The sequence below is a fragment of the Corynebacterium macginleyi genome (assembly GCF_003688935.1).
Lineage (GTDB): Bacteria > Actinomycetota > Actinomycetes > Mycobacteriales > Mycobacteriaceae > Corynebacterium > Corynebacterium macginleyi.
In genome coordinates, this window is record NZ_REGE01000001.1 from 113,493 (window position 1) to 135,743 (window position 22,251).

A 22,251-nucleotide genomic window follows, 5' to 3' on the forward strand; every position below is an offset into this window, starting at 1 on the left:
TTATTCCTGCCCTTCTTCCTCTTTTATCTCGACCGCATAAAAAGAAGGGCGCCCGATGGCTTCGGTTGTAAGTCCCTCCACATAGGGCTGGAAGCCATAAACTTGTGGTTCCTCAAAGAGCGGCAGAATATAGGCCTGCTTCGAAAGGTAATCCTGCATCCGGCCGCTCATTTCGAGGCGTTCTTTTTCGCCCTTTAAGGAGAAATGCTCCTCCACCATGTCCTGCAGCTTGGGGTCACCGAAGGAATCGGTTCTTTCGTCATAATTGAGGAAGGAATTGCGACCCTTTCCGTTGATCCAGGTAGCCAAGGTATCCACGTTGGCTCGCCCAACCATGGAGTGGCGGACCTGTACAGAATCTTGGTCCTTCATGGCTTTATCCTGTGCAGTCCGGTCTCCCGGATAGAGGTTGGCTTCAACCCCGATATTTTTCAGCATCTCTTGGACCTTGGTAAACATCTCGCGGGAACGAGGCTGCGGGACGGACTCATTGAATGTCAGAGAAAAGCGCTCGCCATCTTTCACGCGGATGCCATCCTCGCCTGGAATCCAGCCGGCTTCATCGAGTAATCGCCGGGATGTATCCGGGTCAAAGGCATAATTGTCGGATTGATCCTTAAAGCCTACGGCGGTGCGAGCAAGGATCGATGAACCCTTGGGATAAGAATCCGAATACAAGGTGCTCAGGATATTATCGCGGTCGATGGCATGAATCAGTGCTTGGCGTACGCGCTTATCTGCCAATAGCGGGTGCCGGAAGTGGAAGTGGTAGCTATTATTCACACCCCGGGTTGGCGCAGCTAGGACCTGAAGGTTCTTATCTTTCAAGTGCTTTTCATCGGGGGCTTCGATCTGGCGGGCAATATCGGATTGACGAGCCACGAGAGACCCCACGCGCACGGAATCTTCTGCCGCCAGCACCACATTGATGCCCTCAATTTCTGCAGGGCCTTGGTGGTCTTTCCGGGCGGGCGGCGCCCAGTCATAGTCCTTGCGCGCCTTTAGCACCAACTTGGTGCCCATATGCTCTTCCTCAATAACAAAGGGCCCCGAACCAGAAATATCAGTAGCGCGGCCAGGTGAAAAGCCCGTGTCATCCAAGTCCAACGTGTCGTTAGACAACAAGGCCTGATTCATTACGGACGTGGATTGCGGGAAACCTGGGGACGGCTCGCTGAAGTAAAACTTCACCGTGTAGTCATCAATGACCTCGGATTTCACGTAATTGGGAAGCTGCTCTGACGGGGTTAGCATGCGGGAATCATCACCATTGGCATACAGGTCATAATTCTTTTTCACGTTTGCTGCATCCAGCACGGAACCATCGGAATAGGTCACGCCTTTACGAATATGGAAAGTAAATTCCGTGTCATCCGCATTGGTGTCAGGCAGCTCCTCCGCAATCCATGGGTGAAGCTCCAAAGTTTCTGGGTCCTGCCAGAGAAGGCGGTCTGCAATGTTATTGAGCACGCCTCCGTTGGGATAATAGCCTCCCGCCGGTGGATAGAGGTTATTGAACATATTTGGCTCGGCATAGGTCACCATGCCATCTTCGGCCGCGCGGGTAGTATTCGCGCAAGAACTTAGCGTTACAACAAGCGCGGTGCTGGCAACCACCGCGGCGAGAGGCTTAAAAAGCCGATGTAGATACTTCATAAGGGAGGTCAATTCCTTAAAGGTTGAAGTTGGACCAGCCCATTAGAACACACCGCCACCACAAAAACAAGACCGCATGGTCTACCCTCTAACCAGTACTCACCGGGGTTTTCTAATTTTATGGTAGACATCTTGGTCTACTTATCTAAAACCGGAGTGTCTAATAAAACCGTCCAGGGTGCGGTGTGGCACGATAGGAGTTATGGCTACTCCCGCAATCGCGATCGTCGGCATGGGACCACGCGGCATTTCCATCTTGGAACGCCTCACCGCCCGTATGGATGATTCCAGCTCCCCCCTTACCGTTCACCTCATTGACGAGGCCCAGCACGGCGCCGGCCGCGTCTGGGAAACTGACCAAACCAAGACCTTGTGCATGAATACGCGCGTAGGCGCCGTTACGCTTTTTACCGAGCCCGGCGCGACGGTAAACGCCCCTGTGCTCGAGGGGCCGACGCAATACGAGTGGATCCAGCTGCTGCGCGGCGAGGGGGGTAAGGTCGCTGCTGCCAAGCGCGAGCTTTTTGCCCAGCACCCTGCCGCCCCGCACATTGCTACCGAGTACCACGCGGAACTGGCCGCTATCCGCCCGGAGTCCAACCCCACACGCGCGCTATACGGCGAGTACCTGCGCTGGGTCTATGACGTGGTGTTAGCGCGCTTGCCCGAGAGCATTTCCACCGTCAGCCACCACCACCGCGTGGAGACCATCACCGCGATTGGTGAGGCGGATATCCTGCACCTGGACGATGGTTCGCAGGTGCGCGCCGATGCCACGGTCCTCGCCTATGGCTGGATAGCGCCGCGCTTTAATGATGAGGAGCAGCACCTGGCGGAGTCTGGGCTGCGGTGGATCGCACCGGGCAACCCCGTGGAACAAGACTACGCCGCCATTCCTGCTGGCGAAGACGTGTTAGTGCGCGGTCTTGGCATGGGCTTTTATGACATCATGGCGCTGACCACCATCGAGCGCGGCGGCAGGTTCATCGAGGATGCCACTACCCGCTCCGGCCTGCGCTACGAGGCGAGCGGGAAGGAGCCACATTTCATCGTCTCGTCCGGCCGCGGTTATCCCTTTCATCCCAAATCCGAGTACAACGAGCTGCCGCCCACGATGCCGCGGCGGCGGTTGCATGAGGTCATCTATAAGCTCCAGGGCACCGAGGACATCGACTTTGACGCCCAGGTTTGGCCCGCCATCGCGCGCGATAGCTACGAGGCGTATATCACCACGCTGGAACGGGTGAATCCAGCGGCGCTGCTCCGCCCGCGCGAAGAGATCTTCGCGGTCATCGATTCGACCGCGCCTGATGATCTCGGCGCCGCCCTTACTCCCCTGGTCACCCAGCCGTGGGATATGACCGAGCTGATGTACCAAGTTGCTGGTTTTATCGGCGATATTTCGGCGTTGACCGCTCACATTGCGGAGTGCCTGGCGGATGATATCCAGGAGGCTGCCGGTGGCCACGATTCGCCCATGAAGGCCGCGCTGTGGTCGCTGTCCCAGTCGCGCAAGCCCGCTTCCATCCTCGGCGCGGAAGGCCGCTATACCCGTGAGTCCCGCACGGGGCGCTACGCGCAGTTCATGTCCTTTGGGCAGATGGTGGGCTCGGGACCTCCGCTTTTCCGCGTACGCCAATTGCTCGCGCTTGTCGATGCTCACCTGGTCCGCTTCCTCGGCGATCACCCCAGCCTCGCGATCGAGTCAGGTCACGTCACCCTGACCTCTGGCCCGCGTTCGGCATCGGCGCCCACGCTTGTCGATGCCTTTATGCACAAACCCGATATCCGCGTCTCCGGCGATCCGCTCACCCGCGGATTGGTCGAGAATGGGCGGGTGCGCCCGTTTACTGATCACGGGCAGGCCACCGGATCCCCCGAAACCGATGGTGCCACGCGGCGCACCGTACATCCTGACGGCAGCCTAGATGAACGCCTGCATATCGTGGGCATTCCCACCTATGCGCAGTGGCCGGATACGACAATTTCCCCCATGCCGGGCACGGATCCGCTCATGCTACAGGAAACAGATAAGACCGCCGGTTCTCTCTTAAAGGTGGTCGGCGGCCACTAAGCACGCGTTTTAGAGCGCCTTTTAAAGGGCATCGAGAGCCTGCTGTAAATCCGCCAACAGGTCTTCGATGTCCTCGATGCCGATGGAGATGCGTACCATGTCTTCCGGCGGTGCTAGTTCGGAGCCTTCTGCCGATACGTGGGTCATGTTCCGCGGGTGCTCGATGAGTGATTCCACGCCACCCAACGATTCCGCCAAGCAGATAAGCCGCGTCTTCAAACAAATCTGCTTGGCGTGCTCTGGGTTATGGAAGCGCACGGAGACCATGCCACCAAACCCACGCATCTGCTGTGCAGCAAGCTCGTGGCCCGGATGCTCCGCCAACCCCGGGTAGCGCACCTGTTTAACCTCGGGGCGAGACTGTAGGAATTCCGCCACCTTTTGGGCATTTGCGCAGTGGCGGTCCATACGCACGCCCAGAGTCTTAATGCCGCGGGAGGTCAGGTAAGCATCGAAGGGCGAGGCGACCGCCCCCACATTGCCTTGGAAGTACAGCAGCTGCTCATCCATCTCGGGGTCATTGGTGGCTACGGCACCGCCCAGGACATCGGAATGCCCGCCCAAGTACTTCGTGGTGGAGTGCAAAACGTGATCCGCACCCAGCGCGAGGGGGTTCTGGAGGTACGGCGTGGCGAAAGTATTATCCACCAACACCTGCGCGTTAGACTTGACCTTGGCCACTGATGCAATATCGGTAATATTCAACGCCGGGTTAGTCGGGGTTTCCAGCCAAATGAGCTTGGTATTGTCTTTGACCGCTGCGGCAACGGCATCGACATCACAGGTATTAACGATGGACATTTCCACGCCCCACTCCGTGAAATCATTGAGCAGGCGGTAGGAACCGCCGTAGGAGTCATTGCCCAAGATGACGTGGTCGCCCGGGCGCACTAAAATGCGCACCACCGTATCGGCAGCTGCCATGCCGGTAGCAAAGACGCGGGCGTAGGCGGCACCTTCCAGCGCCGCCAAGGTCTTTTCCAGGGAGCGAACCGTCGGGTTGGCTACGCGGCCATATTCAAAGCCGCCACGCAGCTGCGCAAGGCCATCTTGGGCGAACGTGGTTGAGGCATAAATCGGCACGTTAATGGATCCCATATGTGGATCCGGGTGATAACCAGCGTGAATGGATCGGGACGAAAATCCTTTTGCCACGGTGTGCGCGCTGTATTCAGTCATGCCTTCCCATCGTAGACTAAGCGGTTCATCCTTACCGGTCATTCCGCAATTTATATTCGGCCCCGCCCAACTTATAGTTGGCCCCGCCCACTGACTCCTGGTCCTGCACCGGCAGTGGGAATTCGGGATTTTCTCTAGAATGGGTGCGGTTAGTTTGTGTCCACGATCGAGAAAGAATGATGAGTACGAACTTATTTATCACCGCTCAGGGCGCTGCACAGAAAAAAGACGATGCAGTCGAGTCCGTATCGAGCTTCTGGAAAGACGAAAACGTTCAACTTTGGCTTATTGAGCGACCCATCCGCATCGGCCTCATTATCATTTTGGCCGTCATTGCGCACTGGGCGCTACGCCACCTCATCAACCGGCTGGCAAAAAACAGTATCAAAGCGGCAACCCTCAAAAAGCCCAGCCTCATCCGCACCAAGTCCGGAGAGGCCGGGGAAGGCCAATCGAATGAGACCTTGCGCGAAACCCGGGAGGCGCGCCGTGCGTCGCGCATTAAGACGCTAGCTGACGTGGGGCGCTCCGCGGTTGCCATCGTAGTCTGGGTTTCGGCGGGCATTGCCATCTTGGATGAATTGGACGTCAATGTCGCCCCGCTGATCGCCTCTGCCGGTGTTATCGGTGTTGCCCTCGGCTTCGGTGCGCAAGAACTGGTCCGCGACTTCCTCTCCGGCATCTTCATGCTCATTGAGGATCAATACGGCATTGGCGATGTCATTGACCTAGGAAACGGCGTCTTCGGTGACGTCGAGTCCATATCCCTGCGCATTACCACCGTCCGCGATATTGACGGTGCCCTGTGGTATGTACGCAATGGTGAAATACTGCGGGTGGCCAACCACTCCGATGAGTACTCCGTTGCCCGCATCCAAATCCCTGTCGGGCTTTCTAATGACCCAGAGGTTGCCGGCGAGGTCATCGACAAGGCCGTCAAAGACGCCGTCAAAGACGAGAAGATCCGCAAGATGGTGCTCAGCACCCCGCGTATCGATGGCATGTCCAAGTTCGAACCGGACTACGTTTCCTTCCGTGTTTCCACCAAGACCCTGCCAGGCCGCCAGTGGGACGTCCAACGCTTTGTCCAGTCTCGCGTCCTCAACGTTATGCACGCAGAGGGCATCACCACCCCGTACCCACACGGCATCGGCATTGCCAATCCGCGCAAGAAAGACGATGCCTAAATGAATTCCATCGAGGAGGCCATAGGCGGCACTCCTACAGCGCCTAGTGAATGGCTTTTGTGAGCGCGCCGCACGCTTCCACAAAGGGGCCCGCACACCTCCCTATCAGGTAGTGCGCGGGCCCCTTTACCGTGTACTGAGGCGAGCCGCTATTACCAGCTCTTTAGTCCTGCCAATCGAAAGCCTGGCGGACCGGCTCAGATACCAGCTTGCCGCCGCGGGTCATAACGCCGGAGCGCAAGCCTGGGAAGCGCTCGATCGCAGCATCTAAGTTGTCTTTGGCTACGGCGCGAATATATGGCAGCGTCGCCGAGGCTAGTGCGCGGGCCGAGGTGTTGGCCACCGCACCGGGCATGTTGGCCACGCAGTAGAACAGAGTGTTGTGAACCTCGAAGGTCGGTTCGTCATGGGAGGTCTTGCGTGAGTTTTCGAAGCAGCCGCCTTGGTCGATGGCGACATCAACAAGCACCGCACCTTCCTTCATTTTCTTTACTGTGTCTTCTCGCACCAGCTTCGGTGCCGCAGCGCCCGGAATCAAGACGGCCCCGATAACAAGGTCGGCCGCTTCCAATTCCTTGTCCAGCGTCGACGGATCAGAAATCAAAGTCCGCACGCCTCCGGCGTACTGATCGTCAAAACGCTGCAGAACGTGTGGATCCACGTCCAGGACCGTAACCTCTGCACGCAGACCGAGCGCCATGGCTACGGCAGACGCGCCTACCTGGCCACCACCGATGACCACCACGCGCGCAGGCTGAGTGCCGGGGATACCGGAAACCAAGAGGCCGCGACCGCCCTGCGTGGACAAAAGATGGTGCGAGCCCTCGATGACGGCCAAGCGCCCAGCGACCTGGGACATAGGGGTCAGAAGCGGTAGGGTACCACGGTGGTCCGTGACGGTTTCATAGGCAATCGAGGTCGTCTTCGATGCCGTCAGTGCCTCCGTCAGCGGGCGATCCGCCGCCAAGTGCAGGTAGGTAAAGACCGTGAGATCCGAACGCAAGTACTTGTATTCAGACTCCAGTGGCTCTTTTACCTTCAGCAGGAGCTCGGCCTTGGCCCACGTCTCGTCCGCAGAATCGACGATGGTGCCCCCCGCCTCTACGTACTCCTCATCAGGGAAGGACGCGCCTGCTCCTGCCCCTGATTCTATAAAAAGCTCGTGTCCATCCGTAACCAAGGTCCGCACCTCGGTTGGGGTGAGGGCGACGCGGTGTTCATTGTTCATGATTTCTTTGGGTACAGAAATGCGCACGGAGAATTCTCCTTCATATGTTGGTTAAAAAGGCAAAAATTTACATCTTGCTGTCAGGTTAACGCACAATGCGGGGGTAAATATTAGTTTGTGCGAATCTCACACGCGGGGGTGGCAGCGTTAATTCCGATTTTCTAAACACCGCAGGCTATGGGGTTAAATAGGCTTAACTCAGGAAACACCAGCCACCCCCGACTAGTGGAATGAAGAAATGTTCCACCGTCCGTTTTGAGCGGCGGAACACCAGATCATGGGGAGTATTTACAACACCGATAGCCGCGTCGAGCGATAAATGCTACCAAAGGGGGCATCAAGGCGCACCCACCGGCCAAGGCTGGACACCCGCAGGTGCCGGGGAATATCCATAGAGGCAGAAAACCCCGGAATAAGGCCTAGATTGGTACAGGCGAAGATCATCCGCATCGGTATTTCCACCGCCTGTCCGTTGCCCTCAACCGTGACCACGGTCTGATTAAGCAGGCTGGGTGGCGGACCCATGGGCCCAGAAAACTCCCGGGTCAACTTTTGGCCCTGATCTGACAGCTCACGGACCACCGCCACCGGCAGAATATCCACCACGCTAAAGCCATGCGCCGGGGGCAATGCCCCTGGCCACGACGCATCGCGGGATGGTCCGAGTTCCATAAGGCCGGTGCCATTACCTGCTGCAAGCTGTTGCTCCAGCCTTTGCGCTGACACCACTGCCCCATCGCGGGAGGCAAACCCCTGCACGCGCCGCGAGGCAACCACCTCGAAGGGGGTTGTCACGAAGGCGTCAACGACGTCATCAGCAAGCTGGCGCAAGCGCACCGACGCATTCGCGTCTACCCCGACTGCGCGCGCCAGAAGGGCACGTAAGCCAAGTCCTCCGCTGCGAACTTCAAGCGACTCGGTGACCATGGCTGACAGCCTCTACCTTTCTTTATGTGGTTAGCACGCCACTTAGGCAGCGCTCATCTGCAGAATATCCTTTTCTTCATCTGTCAGCGGGCGCGGGGTCTGCATTTTCTTGTCAATGACTACCTGCACGCAGTTCACCGTTGCCGCTACCTCCCCAGCGGCTGTCTTGACCTGCTGAGACGTGGTAAAGGACGATGAACCGATGTGGGAAACGGAGGTTTCTACAATGACATAACCATTGCCCGCAAAGGGAATGGGCCGCATGTAGTCCACGTCGAGATGACGCACCAAGGCCGTGAAATCGATGCCTTTGGCATAGATATTCTCCTGAGCAAAGGCCAAGCGTGCCTCTTGGGCAACCTCGATATATTTAGCATTCATCATGTGCCCGTACATATCGAAATCGCCCCAGCGGGTGGACACTTGGTGGGTATGCGCGTTATCGGGCGCCATCATTCTCCTCAGTGATTATCGGGTGAGCTTGCGGTGAGTTACGCGAGAAGGACGGGCGGCGTCTTCTCCCAGGCGCTCCACCTTGTTCTTCTCATAGTCGCCAAAGTTACCCTCAAACCAGAACCATTGTCCCTCCGCTACGTTGCCTTCCCATGCCAGAATGTGGGTGCAGGTACGGTCCAAGAACCAACGGTCGTGGGAAATAACGACGGCGCAACCAGGGAATTTTTCCAGGGCGTTTTCCAGCGAACCCAGGGTTTCAACGTCCAAGTCATTAGTTGGCTCGTCAAGAAGGATAAGGTTGCCACCCTCTTTCAAGGTTAGCGCCAAGTTCAGGCGGTTGCGCTCACCACCGGAAAGTACCTTCGACGGCTTTTGCTGATCCGGTCCCTTGAAGCCGAACGCGGAAAGGTATGCGCGCGAAGGCATCTCATTTTGGCCGACATGAATATAATCCAATCCTCCGGAGACGACCTCCCACACCGTAGCCTCTGGGTCGATGTTCTCGCGGTTCTGGTCTACGTAGGACAACTTGACGGTCTCGCCTACTTCAACGGAGCCATCATCAGGCTCCTCCAAGCCGACGATGGTTTTGAACAGTGTGGTCTTACCTACACCATTCGGGCCAATAACGCCGACGATTCCGTTGCGCGGCAAGGTAAAGGACAAGTCCTTTATCAGGGTACGTTCGTCAAAGCCCTTGACCAGGTCTTTCGCTTCGACAACCTTATTGCCCAGGCGCGGCGGCGTGGGAATCTGGATTTCCTCGAAGTCCAGCTTCTTGTACTTCTCCGCCTCGGCAGCCATCTCTTCGTAGCGCTCCAAACGCGCCTTGTTCTTGGCCTGGCGTGCCTTGGCGCCGGAACGTACCCATTCCAGCTCATCTTTCAAGCGCTTGCGCAGCTTCGCATCCTTCTTGCCAGCAACCTGGAGGCGCTCTTGCTTCTTATCCAGGTAAGTGGAGTAGTTACCCTCATATGGGTACAGCTTGCCGCGGTCCACCTCGCAAATCCAGCCGGCCACGTGGTCTAGGAAGTAACGGTCGTGGGTGACGGCCAGAACGGCACCTGGGTAATCCGCCAAGTGCTTTTCTAGCCACTGCACAGATTCGGCATCCAAGTGGTTAGTAGGCTCGTCCAACAGCAGCAGGTCCGGCTCCGTCAACAGGAGCTTAGCTAAGGCCACGCGGCGGCGCTCACCACCGGAGAGGTTGGTCACCGGGGCATCAGAAGGTGGGCACCGCAATGCCTCCATCGCCTGCTCAATCTTGGAATCAACCTCCCATGCATCGGCGGCATCCAAGTCTTCTTGCAGCTTGCCCATTTCTGCCATGAGCTCATCGCTGTAATTGGTGGCCATTTCTTCAGCGATTTCCTCGAAGCGCTGCTTCTTTTCGAAGATATCACCAAGGCCCTCCTCGACATTGCCGCGCACGGTTTTGTCTTCATTTAGCGGCGGCTCCTGCTGTAGGATGCCCACGGTAGCGCCCGGGTCGAGGAACGCCTCTCCGTTGGAAGGCTGATCCAAGCCGGCCATAATCTTCAGAATGGAGGATTTACCGGCTCCATTGGGGCCGACCACACCAATCTTGGCACCCGGGTAGAACGCCATCGTGACATCATCAAGAATGACCTTATCGCCAATTGCCTTGCGCACGTTTTTCATCGTGTAGATGAATTCGCCCACTTTTACCCCTTTGCAAAATTTTGGGAGACGTATTTATCTACACAAACACTACATCAGAATGCGTGCCCGGGAGCCGCGGGCTGGGCGAGAGCCCCGGGCGGATGGCAAAGGCTATGCATGCACGGCTTCGGCGGACTCCTCGTCGCGCCTCGCCGCTTCCTCGGCCTCTTGAGTTGGCGCACTATATCCCGCTTGGATGCGGTCCGCAGCGGTATCGGCGGCGGTATCCCCCGATGCGAAGTTATCCACGTCTGGCTCTACTTCGTTATCCCCAAGCTCGGGAATGGCGATATTTTCCTGGTTGTATTGCGGTGCCAGGCGCTTTGCCCCGATAACGTGACGGTTAAGGTCAAGTCCTACATACTGGGCCTTGATAAAAGTACGGTAGTGGTCCTTGCCTTCGTCATCGCGCCACTGATCGGAGACGATCGAACCGCAGACCAGTAGCGGCATGCCCTTGGCCAAAGATTTCTTGACGTTGATGGCAAATTGGTTCCACATTTCCACGTCAATAAAAAGGTGGTCCACATCGCGCCACTGCTGCTGGCCGCGTTGGCCGTCCGCGTTAGCACCGGTATCGGCGGGCCGGTCAGGAACGCGCCGTGAGGAGGCGATGCGCAATTTAGTTTTATAAGCCCCGGTCGAAGTCTTGGTCAAGATCGGGTCTTGAGTAAGGCGGCCGGTTAACATCACTGGGTATTGAGACATAGTGCTGACATTCCTTTACTAGGTTGTGAGTGCGCGAGTGGTATGTCCCTCGCTCGCCTTCACATCCTGCTGCCGCAGCGCAACTTGCACCATGCCGAACCATCCAGCGCTGTGGATAACTAGTTGTTCTCTTCAACAAAGTGACACCAGGATGGTCACGTTCGGGTGAGCTATCCACAGATGGATAATCATTTAGCGCCCACGGAAGCCGCTTTCATCGCCATGGCTCATGTCCTCCAGCATCGCGTTATAGCGAGCCAGCTCAGCATCATCGTCCGCCTCCGCCTGCACATCGTGGCGCCTTGCAGTTGCGCGGTCATCGCGCAGCCAATCCAAGAAAAGCTTGCCAAAGACAATGACCAAGGGAAATTGGCCAAAGCCCCATGCTATACCCCCGCCCACACGCTGATCCTGTAGCAAGTCATGTTCCCAGGGCAGCTCGAGATACTGATAAAAGTCCAAGCCAAGCACCGTCTGCAGCTGCATCAGGTACACGCCAGCGAAGAGGTGGAAGGGCATCGAAAAGAAGAGCATGCCCAGCCGAAAGGGCGTGGAATGGCGCTGGGGTAAGGGATCTGGGCCGATAACTTCCCAGAAATAAAAGTAGCCGGAAATGAGGAACACGTAGTTCATGATGAGATGGCCGGCGTGCTCCGAAATGGCGAATTCGTACAGGCTCGGGAAAAGGTAGAGCACGTAGAGAAAAAAGAGGTACTGCACCAAGTTCACAAAGGGATTGGTGAAGACCCGCACACACTTAGATTGGGTCAGTGCCAGGGCATAATCGTGGGGACTGGGCTGACCTTTGGGGCCTGGCTCGAAGGCCTCCATGACCAAGGTGACGGGAGCTCCGAGTACCAAGAGCAGCGGAATGGTCATGGACAAAATCATGTGCACCAGCATGTGGATCGAATACATGGCTGGCATGTACAGGCCGAGCCCGGTAGACATGACGAGGGTAAGGCCCAGTGAGCCGACCATAAACCACACGGTGCGCCCCTTATCCCAGCTCAACCCACGCTTGTGCACGCGGTAAACACAATAGCCATATGCTGCGGCCAAGAGCAGGCCGATCGTGCCAAACATGATGTCAAAGCGGAACATCGTCCAGATATTGAATACCGTGGGCGATTCATGCAGGTTATAGCCCATGAGGATCTGCATGGAACTCAAATTCGGGTCACGCGGTGGGGGCGGCACGGTGCGCCCCAGGGTAATGGCAACGCCGATCGTGCCCGCCATGACCGCGAGCTCCACGATGGCGATGCGGATGAACAGGCGTGGGTTTTTCTTCAACTGCGGGATGGTGAGTTCGCGGTGGATAAGACCCATTATGCCCAGCAGGATGGTGAGCACGAATTTAGTAATCAAGATGATGCCATAGGGCGATTGCGGCAGTTCCGAAATATCCATCCGGATGAGCGTATTGACCAGCCCGGATACCGCTAACACGACGATGGCCATAAAAGCAATGGTGGAATAGCGTTTGACGGCGAAGGGGAGGTTCGGGCCCAACCGCCGACCGTGCGCGATAAGCGCCATCAATCCACCTACCCACAGCATCGCGAATACCAGATGCCACAGCAGTGAATTCGTGCCGTAATCGTGGTCACCGCCGGTCGCGGAATGCCCCTCAAGACCTATGGGTATCACCTGCAGGACGGACAGCAAGAGCAGGGCTGGCTGCATAGCCCAAGTACGGCTAAAGCTACCAATAATTCCCACAGTAAGAGCCATGAGCACTGTAATTCCCCACACGATGGTGGAGGAAATCTCCGTCAAGGCCATTGTCAGAATGGCCAGGTTGAAGACCTTAAAAAATGGCGTGCCCGTAAGGTCCGACATGATCATCGGAATTTCTACTAGCCCTACGGCTGCAACGCCGAAAGCTGACCACGTACCGGTACGGGCGGCGATATGGCCGTCGACCGATAATGGCGCCCCCCTGAGGGAATCATTCTCCCCGCGCGGCGCGATAAGAAACGACGAAGCCAAAAAGGAACCCACGGACAGCGCCATCAACATCCACGCCAGTCCACGGAAAAACGGCAGGCCGAAAGTAGTTATTCGCCCTGGGTCCGGAATGCCCAGGGCAGCCAAGGAATCCGCCAAAAGCAGTAGAGAAATGAATCCAGCAAGTAAGCCGGAAAAAAGCATTACCGCAATAAAAATTCCCCCGGAAGGACGGGGTTTTTGCGTTCCAGACTGCGTGCTTTTGACCAGCTTATTGACCATAACTCGCATTCTATAGGGCCAACCTAATACAAAGCGAACGCATATGATGCCTTTGCATGTGTCATGATAGAGCCTGTAGACACCCGTCAACTTCGTTATTTTTGTTCCGTTGTAGACAATGGGTCCTTCACCCGTGCCGCCGCAGCCCTCGCCATGACCCAGCCCTCCTGGAGCCTTTCCATCCGCAAGTTGGAAGAGGAGCTCAATACCCAGTTGCTGTGCCAAGGTCGCTCGGGGGTCACCACCACAGAGAGGGGTGATTATGCCTATAACACTGCTCTCAAGGTCGATGCCTTGCTTGCCGATGCCCAGCGTCACACCAGCGAAATCACCGGCGCTAAGCCAGTACCAGCTTCCTGACGCCGTGTCCCATTGTGACGTGGCAATTTACCCCTTTCACCCTCTCCGAACTCACCACAATCCACTCCTCAGCTCGCATTAAACTTGATACTTCCACCGCCATCAAGCGGTTATTGGACGTCTAGGTAGACCTTGGGCTCTTGCCGAAGTCCCGCCCCCTAAGCCTTCATCCGCCGCTACTCCCCGGGCTGCCTCGTAATTGGTCCGAGTTCTGCGCTCGCACAAATCCACCCGGCCCCTGGCTTAGTAATCGCTATCGCTTTGGGCTAATATAAGTGATCTGTCCAGCCTCCATAGCTCAGCGGATTAGAGCAGTGGGTTTCTACCCCATGTGTCGCGGGTTCGAGTCCTGCTGGGGGCACCTTGTGAAGTCTCGAGGCATCGTTCCAGTCGGTGTCTCGAGATTTTTCTTCTTTAGTTGCCTCGTTGGGGGTTTCTTCATTTTCGTGCATTGGGTAGTTTCGGGCCGTTTTGGGCGTTTTCCTGTCGTGGAATTGCATGGCCGTTTAAACTGCACTAGGCCGCTAAAACAACGAAAAAGGCCCCGACCCTACGTGAACTGCCCCCTATGAGATAATGTACCGGGGATGGTTTATCGCGGGCTATGCAATACGAGGTGAAAACGCTCAAAACCAGCAGGAGGTAATTTTTGCCCTCATCCAGCCACGAGACATGTCAGCGTTGAAAAACGCCACGCTCTACAGCATCAGCATCACAGTCACCAGCGTGAGCTGGTTTACCCTCGCGAGCCTCGATACCTGCTGATACCTCCCACGCAAAGGCAGCGCGGTGCCGAGAGTGAGGAATACCCCGGCGATAAGCCGGGGTAGGGTGCGATGTAGTGGGGCGAACGCACAGTCAAGAGTGGTCGTGCCCATTATCGGCAACCTCCCTATTCGCCGCGACCGTGACTATGCGACAGAGGGTACGCGCCTTGTGTGTGTTCTGCGTCCTGGTGGTTAGGGACGGCTTCACCAGCCAGGCGAGCAGCTTCCTCTCCCTCTGAGTAGACGATAGCCTTCGCCGTAACGGGGGCGGGCTCGAGGGCGGCTTTTCCAGTCGGTTCGCCATGGAAGGGGTAATCGCACCCGAGGTGGCCGCGTGCACCAAGGTCTGTGCAATACCGACGGTGACGGAGATGACGGCGTTAACCCATTGCGGCGCGCCTGCTGTAACAACAACCAGCAGGTTAAACAGTTGAAGGATCGTGCCTGCTACGGCGGCGATGGTGTCTTTTCAGCGCACAAACCACGATTGGCTACGCAGCGCGTTTGCTACCGAGTCTTGAATTTCGTTGGACATTGTTGTTGTGCTCCGTTTTTTTGATGTCGTCGAGGTCGGTGCGCATTTTCTCCAGCTCAATCAATTCCACCGCCAGTATTTCGGGCATGGTGCCCTGGTCGCCAGGTTTGGGCTGGTAATTTTTCACTAGCTGGCTAATGGACCAGCCGTCATTTTGGCCGCTGTCCCGGCCGCCGATAATTTGCTCCCGGATGTCTTTTACGTCCGAGATGACCGGGCCAAGAAAGCCCTTAATGAAATCATGGAAATACTTAATCGTCACCACATAGGCTGGTTCCTTTCGCGATTGGGGCGCGGGTTCACCGGGGTGCTTCAAGTCGCCGTTGGGGTGGATAGCGCCTGCGGCCAAGACGTCGTAAAAGCGGTGTGCTTCGTCCATAAAACAACGGTGGTATTTTCCGCCGGGGGCAAGGTGATAGAGGCTACTGGTGCCGGTGAATTCTTTATGCCAACGGCATATAGTGCCCGGCGAAGGGACGGCCGAGCTTGAAGTGCCAACACACCGCCGCGGCCAAGCGGACAGATTGGATGACGGCTGTGTCGGTGATGGGCCAGCCTTGCGCAGTCCCACCTGAGTTTGAAACCTCAACGGCGATTGAGGTCTGGTTTATCCAAGCGTTGGCCGCGTGCCGCGTGGTCTTTGCATCGTAGACGAATTGGCTGATTCGGCCGACGGATTCAGTCTGGAAATGCGCACTAGTTTGCCGGGTGTGCCATACTCCCAGATTTGCTTTATGAAAAGGATACCGGCGTTGTGGTGGATGACGACATGGCGGACTTTCTCACCCGCCCGGCCCACCGTGAAATGTTTATTCATGAGGCGGACTTAGTCGGTCTCGAGTTCATAGAAGTTTTTCTTCTTTCACTGCTTTTGGCATAAAAAGTAGTCCGACGTCGTGGCGGGCTTGGGTTGCGTTTCGGGAAAATTCTTAAAATATTTATTATTCCAGCCCGTAAATCACGCATTGGCGTGTCATACTGGTAAACGTAAGGACGCATGACACTTACAAAACTGAAGAGAGGAGGTGATGTGATGGAAGTCTCGGCGCTAATTATTTCACTGTGTAGCCTGGCTATCCAGATAAAGCAGTACCGCAATGACCACCCGCAAAATCGGGCAGGCATCGCAAATATCCCCTAGAAGCGCTGGATAGTCCAAATATCCAGCCCCCTAGGGGCACACCTCGAAATATACCGAAAGGACACATTACAGTGACATTGAAACAGGCCTCCGCCGTCTCAGGCATCGTAGTCGCCGCTGCGTACTCAATAATTGCCGATTCGCCCATCTGGCTTATTGTCATAGCCTTAGCGGCACTATCCGGCTACAACCTAGCCACAGCCACTACCCAAAGGAGGAAAAACCGTGCAGCCTAAAATCATCGACACTGATACCGGCGATGAATTGTGGACTGGCTCGGATTGCGCCGACCATATCGGCGTGAGCTACGCAACCTGGCGCAACTATTCAGCCAATCACCGCACCCCCGAGCATGTAGCCACAATCTTGGGTCGCACGCGACTGTGGCTGGCAAAAGAGGTACGCGAGTGGCACGCGGCCCGGCCGGGCTCACCAGCACAGCTGCGCCGCTAGGCTTCCTCCCCGGTCTCTTCCCCACTGTTGTCAGTGCCGGGTTCAGCGCGATTGCCACCCGTGGTGGAGCGCCACTGCTTACCCTTGTGGGTGACGGTAGCGCCCGCCGGATACTCAGCCTTATTGGCCGGTTCACGCCATGCCGGAGCACTCGGTGTCGGTGATTCTTCCACCCAGCCGCCGGTCGGAGCCTCCGCCTGCGCGTCCTCTTTCGGCGGATTGTAGACCTCCCACCCAGAATCCGGCGCACTCGGCCGGGCGTAATTCAGCCCGTCCCGACGGTTGATGTAAATACGCCTTATGTTTCTTCCCCTGTGGACTATGCCACGCGGGAATGATGCCATCACCATTAATCGCAGCTTTCTCCGTCGACACTTCCGGGCGCGTAATCTCGCCCTGCGCCGCGACATCCTTCACCATCTCCACCTGCGCTTCCTCCACCGCAGGCATTGCTTGACGACGCTTGACCTCATAGTCGAATATCCAGCTTAAAGTTCTGACCATTCATGGGCGTTGAGGCTAAGGAACGCAAACAGCGCCGTGAGCCTCAACTCGCCCGGCGTGGCGACTAACTACTCCTAATCGAGAGTCCAGGACACAGCCAGGAGGTGTGTTATCGCCGGGCTCTTTTCACCGACGGATGCACATGTAGCGCGCCGTGCCCGCGCGGTGCGCCTGGCAAGTGAATACAGCCTCAAAGAATTCTAAATACATGTTCGATTAATTTAGGGGCGGCGTCGGCCTGCCCACTTAAAAATATAGGTAAGGATTGACGCGCTTCAAGCCAACGATACGAAGGGGATGAACCAATTTCGTGTTAGATTCAACTAAAAGTTAAGGAGGGGAAATTGATGGAACCGCTATTGCAGTTCCTTTCCTGGATTACCCGACCGAAGTCTAATGAGGCTCTGCCCCCTTCGATTACGAATATGAAGGCTCAGAAATTCTCCTACCTTGCGGGAAGCCTCTATGGACATTTGGAAAACCGTGATCTATCCGCCGGAATCTTCCAAGCGTGGAATCACGGACCAGCACAGCCAGATTGGTACCGGTTTATCAAATCTCGAATTGGAGATAGCCCTACCGCCCCATCGGAGCCTTTTCAACAGGTGACACTATACCGCACGATGTCGAGGAAAACTTCGGCGGAATGACCGCCCCTCAACTGCGAAACTTCACGTACACTTAGGGTCCATATGACCACCATTATCGAGCCGGAGTTCGAGATATCACCATTCCGAAGAATGAGATTCACGATGCGTAACCGAACTCCATTAATAGTTTTCTTATTTTGAGCGTTCGCCCGAAATGCGACGCCGAGTTGACGCTCTCAAAACGCTATTCCCTCATATTGACCCGTATTCAACGGATGGCTTAAGCAGAAGACTAATACACAATATTTTTCTAGACAGGCCACTGAACCATAAGTTCACCCGTTCCGATAGTTGTCTAGTAGGGCCGCCTCGACTACATCGAGCGACGATACAATAGCATTCGTCTCCTACAGTAAGCGAACGTGGCACAACAGCCGTCGCCCGGTTCTTGTGGCCCCCGCGCCAGTGTAAAAAGTGACGAGTCTAACGGAGCCATTTCCGCGTGTCCCTTTCATATGGAGATAACCCATCGGGTTTCGACATTGAATTTGCCGCTTACGAAGGAGGGCTACGCAAAAAGGTTCGGGGGTGAGGGTCGACCACTGCCAATGCCTTCTCAAGAATGACGTGCAAGACTGCCTGTTACAGGACGGAATCACACCGGCCGCTATGGAAAACGTTCTCGCTTACTTTGCGGAAATCTTTCCTGGTCCAAAAGCGGTAAAAAGGGAACCGGCAAGTATCCGGTGAGGAAATCAATTTCCCACGATAGTGCGTACCGGCAAGGAGATTGAATATCCGAATTTCCCGAAGTCTCAAGACTTTTTCGCAGCTTGTCGGCTTTTTGTCTACGCTAGGGTCTTTAGTACGTCGCCACCTTCGAAAGGCTCAACATGTCACTTCCGGCACCATCTCGTACCTCCTATGCCCTGGTTACGGGCGCTAGCCAGGGCATCGGTAAGGCGATGGCCCACGATTTCGCGGCGATGGGCTATAACGTCATCCTCGTTGCCCGGCGCGGCGAAATCCTTGAAGACATAGCTACAGAACTGGAGCGCCGCCACCACGTTGAAGCCAGTGCCTTGCCTGCGGATTTAGCCACTGATGAGGGAGTCGAGGCGGTCATTGATGCCATCTCCTCCAAGGAAGTCTCCATTCTGGTCAACTCCGCTGGAATCGCGAGCTTTGGCTCCTTCATGGACCAGGACTGGGGCTACGAGTCCTCCCAATTCGCCCTGAACGGCACCGCTGTGCACCGCCTGACCCGTGCCGCACTAGAACACATGCTTCCGCGCCGCACGGGCGCTATCTGCAATGTGGGCTCAACGGCTGGTAATATCCCCATCCCAAATAATGCAACCTACGTCTTCACCAAGGCCGGGGTGAATGCGTTTACAGAGGCGCTGCACTATGAGCTCAAGGGCTCTGGCATCAGCTGCACCCTGCTGGCTCCTGGGCCGGTGCGGGAGGCCACCATCCCCGAAGAGGACCAGACCATCGTGGATAAGGTCGTACCCGATGCCCTGTGGACCACCTACGAGTCCTGCTCCAAAGAGACCATCGCGGCCATGCAAAAGGGCCAGCGACGCGTGGTCCCTGGTCCCTTATCGAAGGCGATGAACGCCGTTAGCAAGGTGCTGCCCACGCCGGTCATCGCGCCGCTTATCGGGCGTTTTTATTCCCAGATGGGCTAAATTTCCGGGCTTGTTCCGGCCGCTTGTGCTGCCGTGTGGGCGTTTTTACGCTCCACCCAGAAATCAGCATTTTTGATGCCCACAGCTTCTGGATCGAATTGCGGATCCTTGCCAGCCTTCTTTTGTCTCTCGTAGTCCTTCAGAACCTTCAGCGCCGGAACCTGCAGGAAGAGGATGGCGATAATATTCAGCCATGCGGTGGTACCCACGCCTATATCGCCGAGCGCCCAAGCCGCCCCCGGGGTCGTTGTGGCACCCACGATGACCGAGACAATAATAAGGATGCGCAGCGCCCACACCAGGCCGCGACGGATTGCGCGAGATTTAACCCAGCGGTTGAAGTAGGTCAGGTTGACCTCGGACATGTAGTAATACGCCAGCACGGTAGTAAAGGCGAAGAAGGCGATGGATACGGCGATAAACGTCGGGCCCCAACCGGCAAAGACGCTATCGAGACCGGATTGAACGAAGCCGGGGCCGACCGCGACGTCATCAGGAAGCGATCCCTGATACGCAACCTCGCCGTCCTCGGATTCGCCGCGGAACACGGTGTACATATCCGTGGAGATGATCATAAACGCCGTAGCGGAGCAGACAAATAGGGTATCGATGTACACGGCGAAGGACTGCACGAAACCCTGTTTGGCCGGATGGGAGACCTCAGCGGCAGCAGCGGACTGCGGGCCGGTGCCTTGGCCGGCCTCGTTAGAGTAAATACCGCGCTTAACGCCCCACATGATGGCTACACCCAGCATGCCGGAGAACCCGGCCTCTAGGTTGAAGGCAGACTTGAAGATGAGGCCGAAGACCTCTGGAATCTGCGCGTAGTTGATAAGCATGACAACGATGGAAATTCCGATATAGATGACGGCCATAAACGGCACGACCAGGGTGGCGAAGTTAGCGATGCGTTTGACGCCGCCGATAATGATGATGGCCAGAATACCGGCTAGAACAACCGCGGCCCAGGTAGAATTTATACCCCAGGCGGTATCGGCCGCCGCGGCAACGGCATTGGCCTGAATGCCCGGCAGGAAGTAACTGGTCGCTAGAATCATAGCGATGGCAAACAAGATGCCGTAGACCAACATAAATGGCGCAGCCTTAGTGTGCTTATATGCTTTTTCGATGTAGTAGGCAGGGCCACCGCGGTACTCGCCAGTGTCCTGATCCTTCTCTTTATAAATCTGCGCAAGGGTGCACTCGATGAAGGAGGTGGACGAGCCCAAAAGAGCCACCGCCCACATCCAGAACACCGCGCCGGGGCCACCGAAAGCAATGGCCGTAGACACGCCGGCGATATTCCCCACACCCACGCGGCCGGACAGCGAGACCATCAGCGATTGGAAAGAGGAAACACCGTCGTCAGATTTTTCGCCCTTGGAAATTTGACGCAGCATATCCGGAAGGCACCTGACCTGCAAGCCCCGCGTCACCACGGTAAAATAAACACCCGCACCCAAGCACAAAAACACGAGGGCGGGTGACCAAATTATGGAATTAAGGGCATCGAGAAAGTTTGCCATCGAGAAACTCCTTAGTCATTCGCACCTCCCTGGTGAAGCACGATATAGAAAGTATGCCGTAAATCACTACCCTGTGTCGATAAAACGATAGATAAATTTTTCTTTTTGCTTTACAGGTGCAGATCCGCCTCATAAAGGACCCCGCTGTACAGGGTTAGAATGGAACCCATGTCTTCTCCCGAAATTGCTGCAAAATATGATCGCCTCGTGTGGATCGACATGGAAATGACCGGCCTCGACCCCGAGCGTCACGTCATCGTCGAGGTGGCCGCCGTCATCACGGACGGCAACCTAAATATTCTTGGTAAGGGCATCGACCTCGTCGTCCACGCCACCGAGGAGGAACTGTCCCAGATGGATTCCTTCGTCAACGAGATGCATGCAAACTCCGGCCTGGACGCCGAAATCCGGCAGTCCACCACATCCATCCGCGAAGCCGAGGACGCGGTCCTGACGCTTATCAACGAGCACTGCGATCACCCCGCTCCCCTAGCCGGTAATTCCATCGCCACCGACCGCACGTTCATCCGCGCCTATATGCCACGGCTGGATGAGGCGCTTCACTACCGCATGATCGATGTCTCCACCATCAAAGAGCTCGCCCGGCGTTGGCACCCACGTGCCTACTACAATCAGCCCGATAAAGGCATGGCCCACCGCGCGTTACAGGACATCATAGAGTCCATCCGCGAGTTGGATTTTTATCGCCGCAGTGTCTTTCGTACAGATGGAGGCCCAACCTCCGCCGAAGCCGAAGACCTCAAGGCCGAAACCACCACCGATTACCAGGCGTTTTTGTAATTTGCGCGGCGTGAGTTAACCTATATATCGTTGCTTTCACGCAATGATGGTGGTTGTAGTTCAGCTGGTAGAGCACCAGGTTGTGATCCTGGTTGTCGCGGGTTCGAGCCCCGTCAACCACCCCAAAGATACCCCGTAACCTGCACGATCAGGTTGCGGGGTACACCGCTTTTCACGCCGGGTACGTTAAAGAGTACGTTATAGGTTCTAGAAATCAGGCGCTAGTCATGGGTTAAGGGTCAAAATGTGTGTCTGGCTCGGCGTGTCGCTTGGGCTAGATTTGGCCTTTTTGGATGCCGATTGAATGGGCGTAGTTGGTGTCGATAGCGTTGTCGTAGAGGGCTGGTCGTCCTGTTTCGTGGTCGGCTCGGTTCTCGTTGTGGGTCAGGGTTTGTACTTTGGCGAGTTGGTCCTGGCGCCAGTTGGACTGTCTGGCAATTTCTACGGGATCGTCGGGCAGTTCTGTTTTTAGATACAGCCATCACGCTTGCCGACGTTTTCTCGGCCCCGCTCACTACCATTGAGAACGGTGGGCACTTCCTGGAGA

At 56.3% G+C, this 22,251-nt stretch carries 21 protein-coding genes, 2 tRNA genes and 1 pseudogene; 10 read left to right on the top strand and 14 right to left on the bottom strand.

Annotated features, from left to right (window positions below; all coding sequences use genetic code 11):
• The gene (locus tag D9V82_RS00565) at positions 1-1,656 is read right to left on the bottom strand and encodes a TIGR04028 family ABC transporter substrate-binding protein (RefSeq protein WP_121910478.1); all 1,656 of its coding nucleotides are present in this window, start codon (positions 1,654-1,656) and stop codon (positions 1-3) included.
• 202 nt (positions 1,657-1,858) lie between these two features.
• Here D9V82_RS00565 and D9V82_RS00570 point away from each other — a divergent pair, with 202 nt between their 5' ends.
• Positions 1,859-3,730 carry an FAD/NAD(P)-binding protein gene (locus D9V82_RS00570; protein ID WP_121910479.1) on the top strand — a complete coding sequence of 624 codons (1,872 nt, stop codon included), beginning with the start codon at positions 1,859-1,861 and terminating at the stop codon, positions 3,728-3,730.
• Positions 3,731-3,751: 21 nt separating this feature from the next.
• Here D9V82_RS00570 and D9V82_RS00575 read toward each other — a convergent pair whose 3' ends face one another.
• Positions 3,752-4,909 carry a cystathionine gamma-synthase gene (locus D9V82_RS00575; protein ID WP_121910480.1) on the bottom strand — a complete coding sequence of 386 codons (1,158 nt, stop codon included), beginning with the start codon at positions 4,907-4,909 and terminating at the stop codon, positions 3,752-3,754.
• A 176-nt stretch (positions 4,910-5,085) separates the two neighbouring features.
• On the opposite strand from D9V82_RS00575, the gene D9V82_RS00580 reads away from it, so the two are divergent.
• Positions 5,086-6,096: a mechanosensitive ion channel family protein gene (locus D9V82_RS00580; RefSeq protein ID WP_121910481.1), complete on the top strand. Its 1,011-nt coding sequence runs from the start codon at positions 5,086-5,088 to the stop codon at positions 6,094-6,096.
• Between the two features lie 163 nt (positions 6,097-6,259).
• Here the strand turns inward: D9V82_RS00580 and ald are convergent, their stop codons facing one another.
• The 6 genes from ald to D9V82_RS00610 all read right to left on the bottom strand — a co-directional run bounded on the left by ald (position 6,260) and on the right by D9V82_RS00610 (position 13,342).
• Positions 6,260-7,351 (bottom strand): alanine dehydrogenase, encoded by a 1,092-nt coding sequence (gene ald, locus D9V82_RS00585; protein ID WP_121910482.1) that lies wholly within the window; start codon positions 7,349-7,351, stop codon positions 6,260-6,262.
• Between the two features lie 261 nt (positions 7,352-7,612).
• Positions 7,613-8,251: a DUF8185 domain-containing protein gene (locus tag D9V82_RS00590; RefSeq protein WP_121910483.1), complete on the bottom strand. Its 639-nt coding sequence runs from the start codon at positions 8,249-8,251 to the stop codon at positions 7,613-7,615.
• Between the two features lie 42 nt (positions 8,252-8,293).
• Positions 8,294-8,707, bottom strand: coding sequence for an acyl-CoA thioesterase (locus D9V82_RS00595; protein WP_121910484.1), 414 nt, complete (start codon positions 8,705-8,707; stop codon positions 8,294-8,296).
• Between the two features lie 12 nt (positions 8,708-8,719).
• Positions 8,720-10,390, bottom strand: coding sequence for an energy-dependent translational throttle protein EttA (gene ettA, locus D9V82_RS00600; protein WP_121910485.1), 1,671 nt, complete (start codon positions 10,388-10,390; stop codon positions 8,720-8,722).
• Positions 10,391-10,501: 111 nt separating this feature from the next.
• On the bottom strand, positions 10,502-11,098 hold the full coding sequence (locus tag D9V82_RS00605; RefSeq protein ID WP_234457673.1) for a single-stranded DNA-binding protein: 597 nt from the start codon (positions 11,096-11,098) through the stop codon (positions 10,502-10,504).
• A 192-nt stretch (positions 11,099-11,290) separates the two neighbouring features.
• Complete coding sequence (locus tag D9V82_RS00610; protein WP_375231821.1) at positions 11,291-13,342, bottom strand: bifunctional copper resistance protein CopD/cytochrome c oxidase assembly protein; 2,052 nt, start codon at positions 13,340-13,342, stop codon at positions 11,291-11,293.
• A 54-nt stretch (positions 13,343-13,396) separates the two neighbouring features.
• On the opposite strand from D9V82_RS00610, the gene D9V82_RS12495 reads away from it, so the two are divergent.
• Positions 13,397-13,693: a helix-turn-helix domain-containing protein gene (locus D9V82_RS12495; protein WP_121910488.1), complete on the top strand. Its 297-nt coding sequence runs from the start codon at positions 13,397-13,399 to the stop codon at positions 13,691-13,693.
• 287 nt (positions 13,694-13,980) lie between these two features.
• A tRNA-Arg gene (locus tag D9V82_RS00620) sits at positions 13,981-14,054 on the top strand.
• Between the two features lie 337 nt (positions 14,055-14,391).
• Here the strand turns inward: D9V82_RS00620 and D9V82_RS11990 are convergent.
• The 3 genes from D9V82_RS11990 to D9V82_RS13055 form a co-directional block, all read right to left on the bottom strand.
• Positions 14,392-14,571 (bottom strand): hypothetical protein, encoded by a 180-nt coding sequence (locus D9V82_RS11990; RefSeq protein WP_147444081.1) that lies wholly within the window; start codon positions 14,569-14,571, stop codon positions 14,392-14,394.
• Positions 14,572-14,951: 380 nt separating this feature from the next.
• A complete protein-coding gene (locus D9V82_RS00630) occupies positions 14,952-15,374 on the bottom strand; it encodes a hypothetical protein (protein ID WP_121910490.1) in 423 nt (140 codons plus the stop codon).
• Between the two features lie 64 nt (positions 15,375-15,438).
• On the bottom strand, positions 15,439-15,720 hold the full coding sequence (locus D9V82_RS13055; RefSeq protein WP_121910674.1) for a peptidoglycan recognition protein family protein: 282 nt from the start codon (positions 15,718-15,720) through the stop codon (positions 15,439-15,441).
• Positions 15,721-15,722: 2 nt separating this feature from the next.
• Here D9V82_RS13055 and D9V82_RS12130 point away from each other — a divergent pair, with 2 nt between their 5' ends.
• The 3 genes from D9V82_RS12130 (at position 15,723) to D9V82_RS00640 (ending at position 16,589) form a co-directional block, all read left to right on the top strand.
• Entirely contained in the window at positions 15,723-15,875 is a 153-nt protein-coding gene (locus D9V82_RS12130; protein WP_167449699.1) for a hypothetical protein, read from the top strand.
• Between the two features lie 332 nt (positions 15,876-16,207).
• Complete coding sequence (locus D9V82_RS12135) at positions 16,208-16,372, top strand: hypothetical protein (protein ID WP_167449700.1); 165 nt, start codon at positions 16,208-16,210, stop codon at positions 16,370-16,372.
• The gene (locus D9V82_RS00640; RefSeq protein WP_121910491.1) at positions 16,362-16,589 is read left to right on the top strand and encodes a hypothetical protein; all 228 of its coding nucleotides are present in this window, start codon (positions 16,362-16,364) and stop codon (positions 16,587-16,589) included. Before D9V82_RS12135 ends, D9V82_RS00640 begins: the two co-directional genes overlap by 11 nt.
• On the opposite strand, the gene D9V82_RS00645 is transcribed toward D9V82_RS00640, so the two are convergent.
• Positions 16,586-16,939: a hypothetical protein gene (locus D9V82_RS00645; RefSeq protein WP_121910492.1), complete on the bottom strand. Its 354-nt coding sequence runs from the start codon at positions 16,937-16,939 to the stop codon at positions 16,586-16,588. The genes D9V82_RS00640 and D9V82_RS00645 overlap by 4 nt on opposite strands.
• 1,637 nt (positions 16,940-18,576) lie before the next feature.
• On the opposite strand from D9V82_RS00645, the gene cmrA reads away from it, so the two are divergent.
• Complete coding sequence (cmrA, locus tag D9V82_RS00655; protein ID WP_121910494.1) at positions 18,577-19,377, top strand: mycolate reductase; 801 nt, start codon at positions 18,577-18,579, stop codon at positions 19,375-19,377.
• On the opposite strand, the gene D9V82_RS00660 is transcribed toward cmrA, so the two are convergent.
• Entirely contained in the window at positions 19,374-20,903 is a 1,530-nt protein-coding gene (locus D9V82_RS00660) for an alanine/glycine:cation symporter family protein (RefSeq protein WP_121910495.1), read from the bottom strand. The genes cmrA and D9V82_RS00660 overlap by 4 nt on opposite strands.
• Positions 20,904-21,062: 159 nt before the next feature.
• Between D9V82_RS00660 and orn the strand changes: the two genes are divergently transcribed.
• A complete protein-coding gene (orn, locus tag D9V82_RS00665) occupies positions 21,063-21,704 on the top strand; it encodes an oligoribonuclease (protein WP_121910496.1) in 642 nt (213 codons plus the stop codon).
• Positions 21,705-21,753: 49 nt separating this feature from the next.
• Positions 21,754-21,829, top strand: a tRNA-His gene (locus D9V82_RS00670).
• Between the two features lie 149 nt (positions 21,830-21,978).
• Here D9V82_RS00670 and D9V82_RS00675 read toward each other — a convergent pair.
• A pseudogene (locus D9V82_RS00675) lies at positions 21,979-22,185 on the bottom strand (IS1249 family transposase); the annotation flags it as partial.
• Positions 22,186-22,251 lie beyond the last annotated feature (66 nt).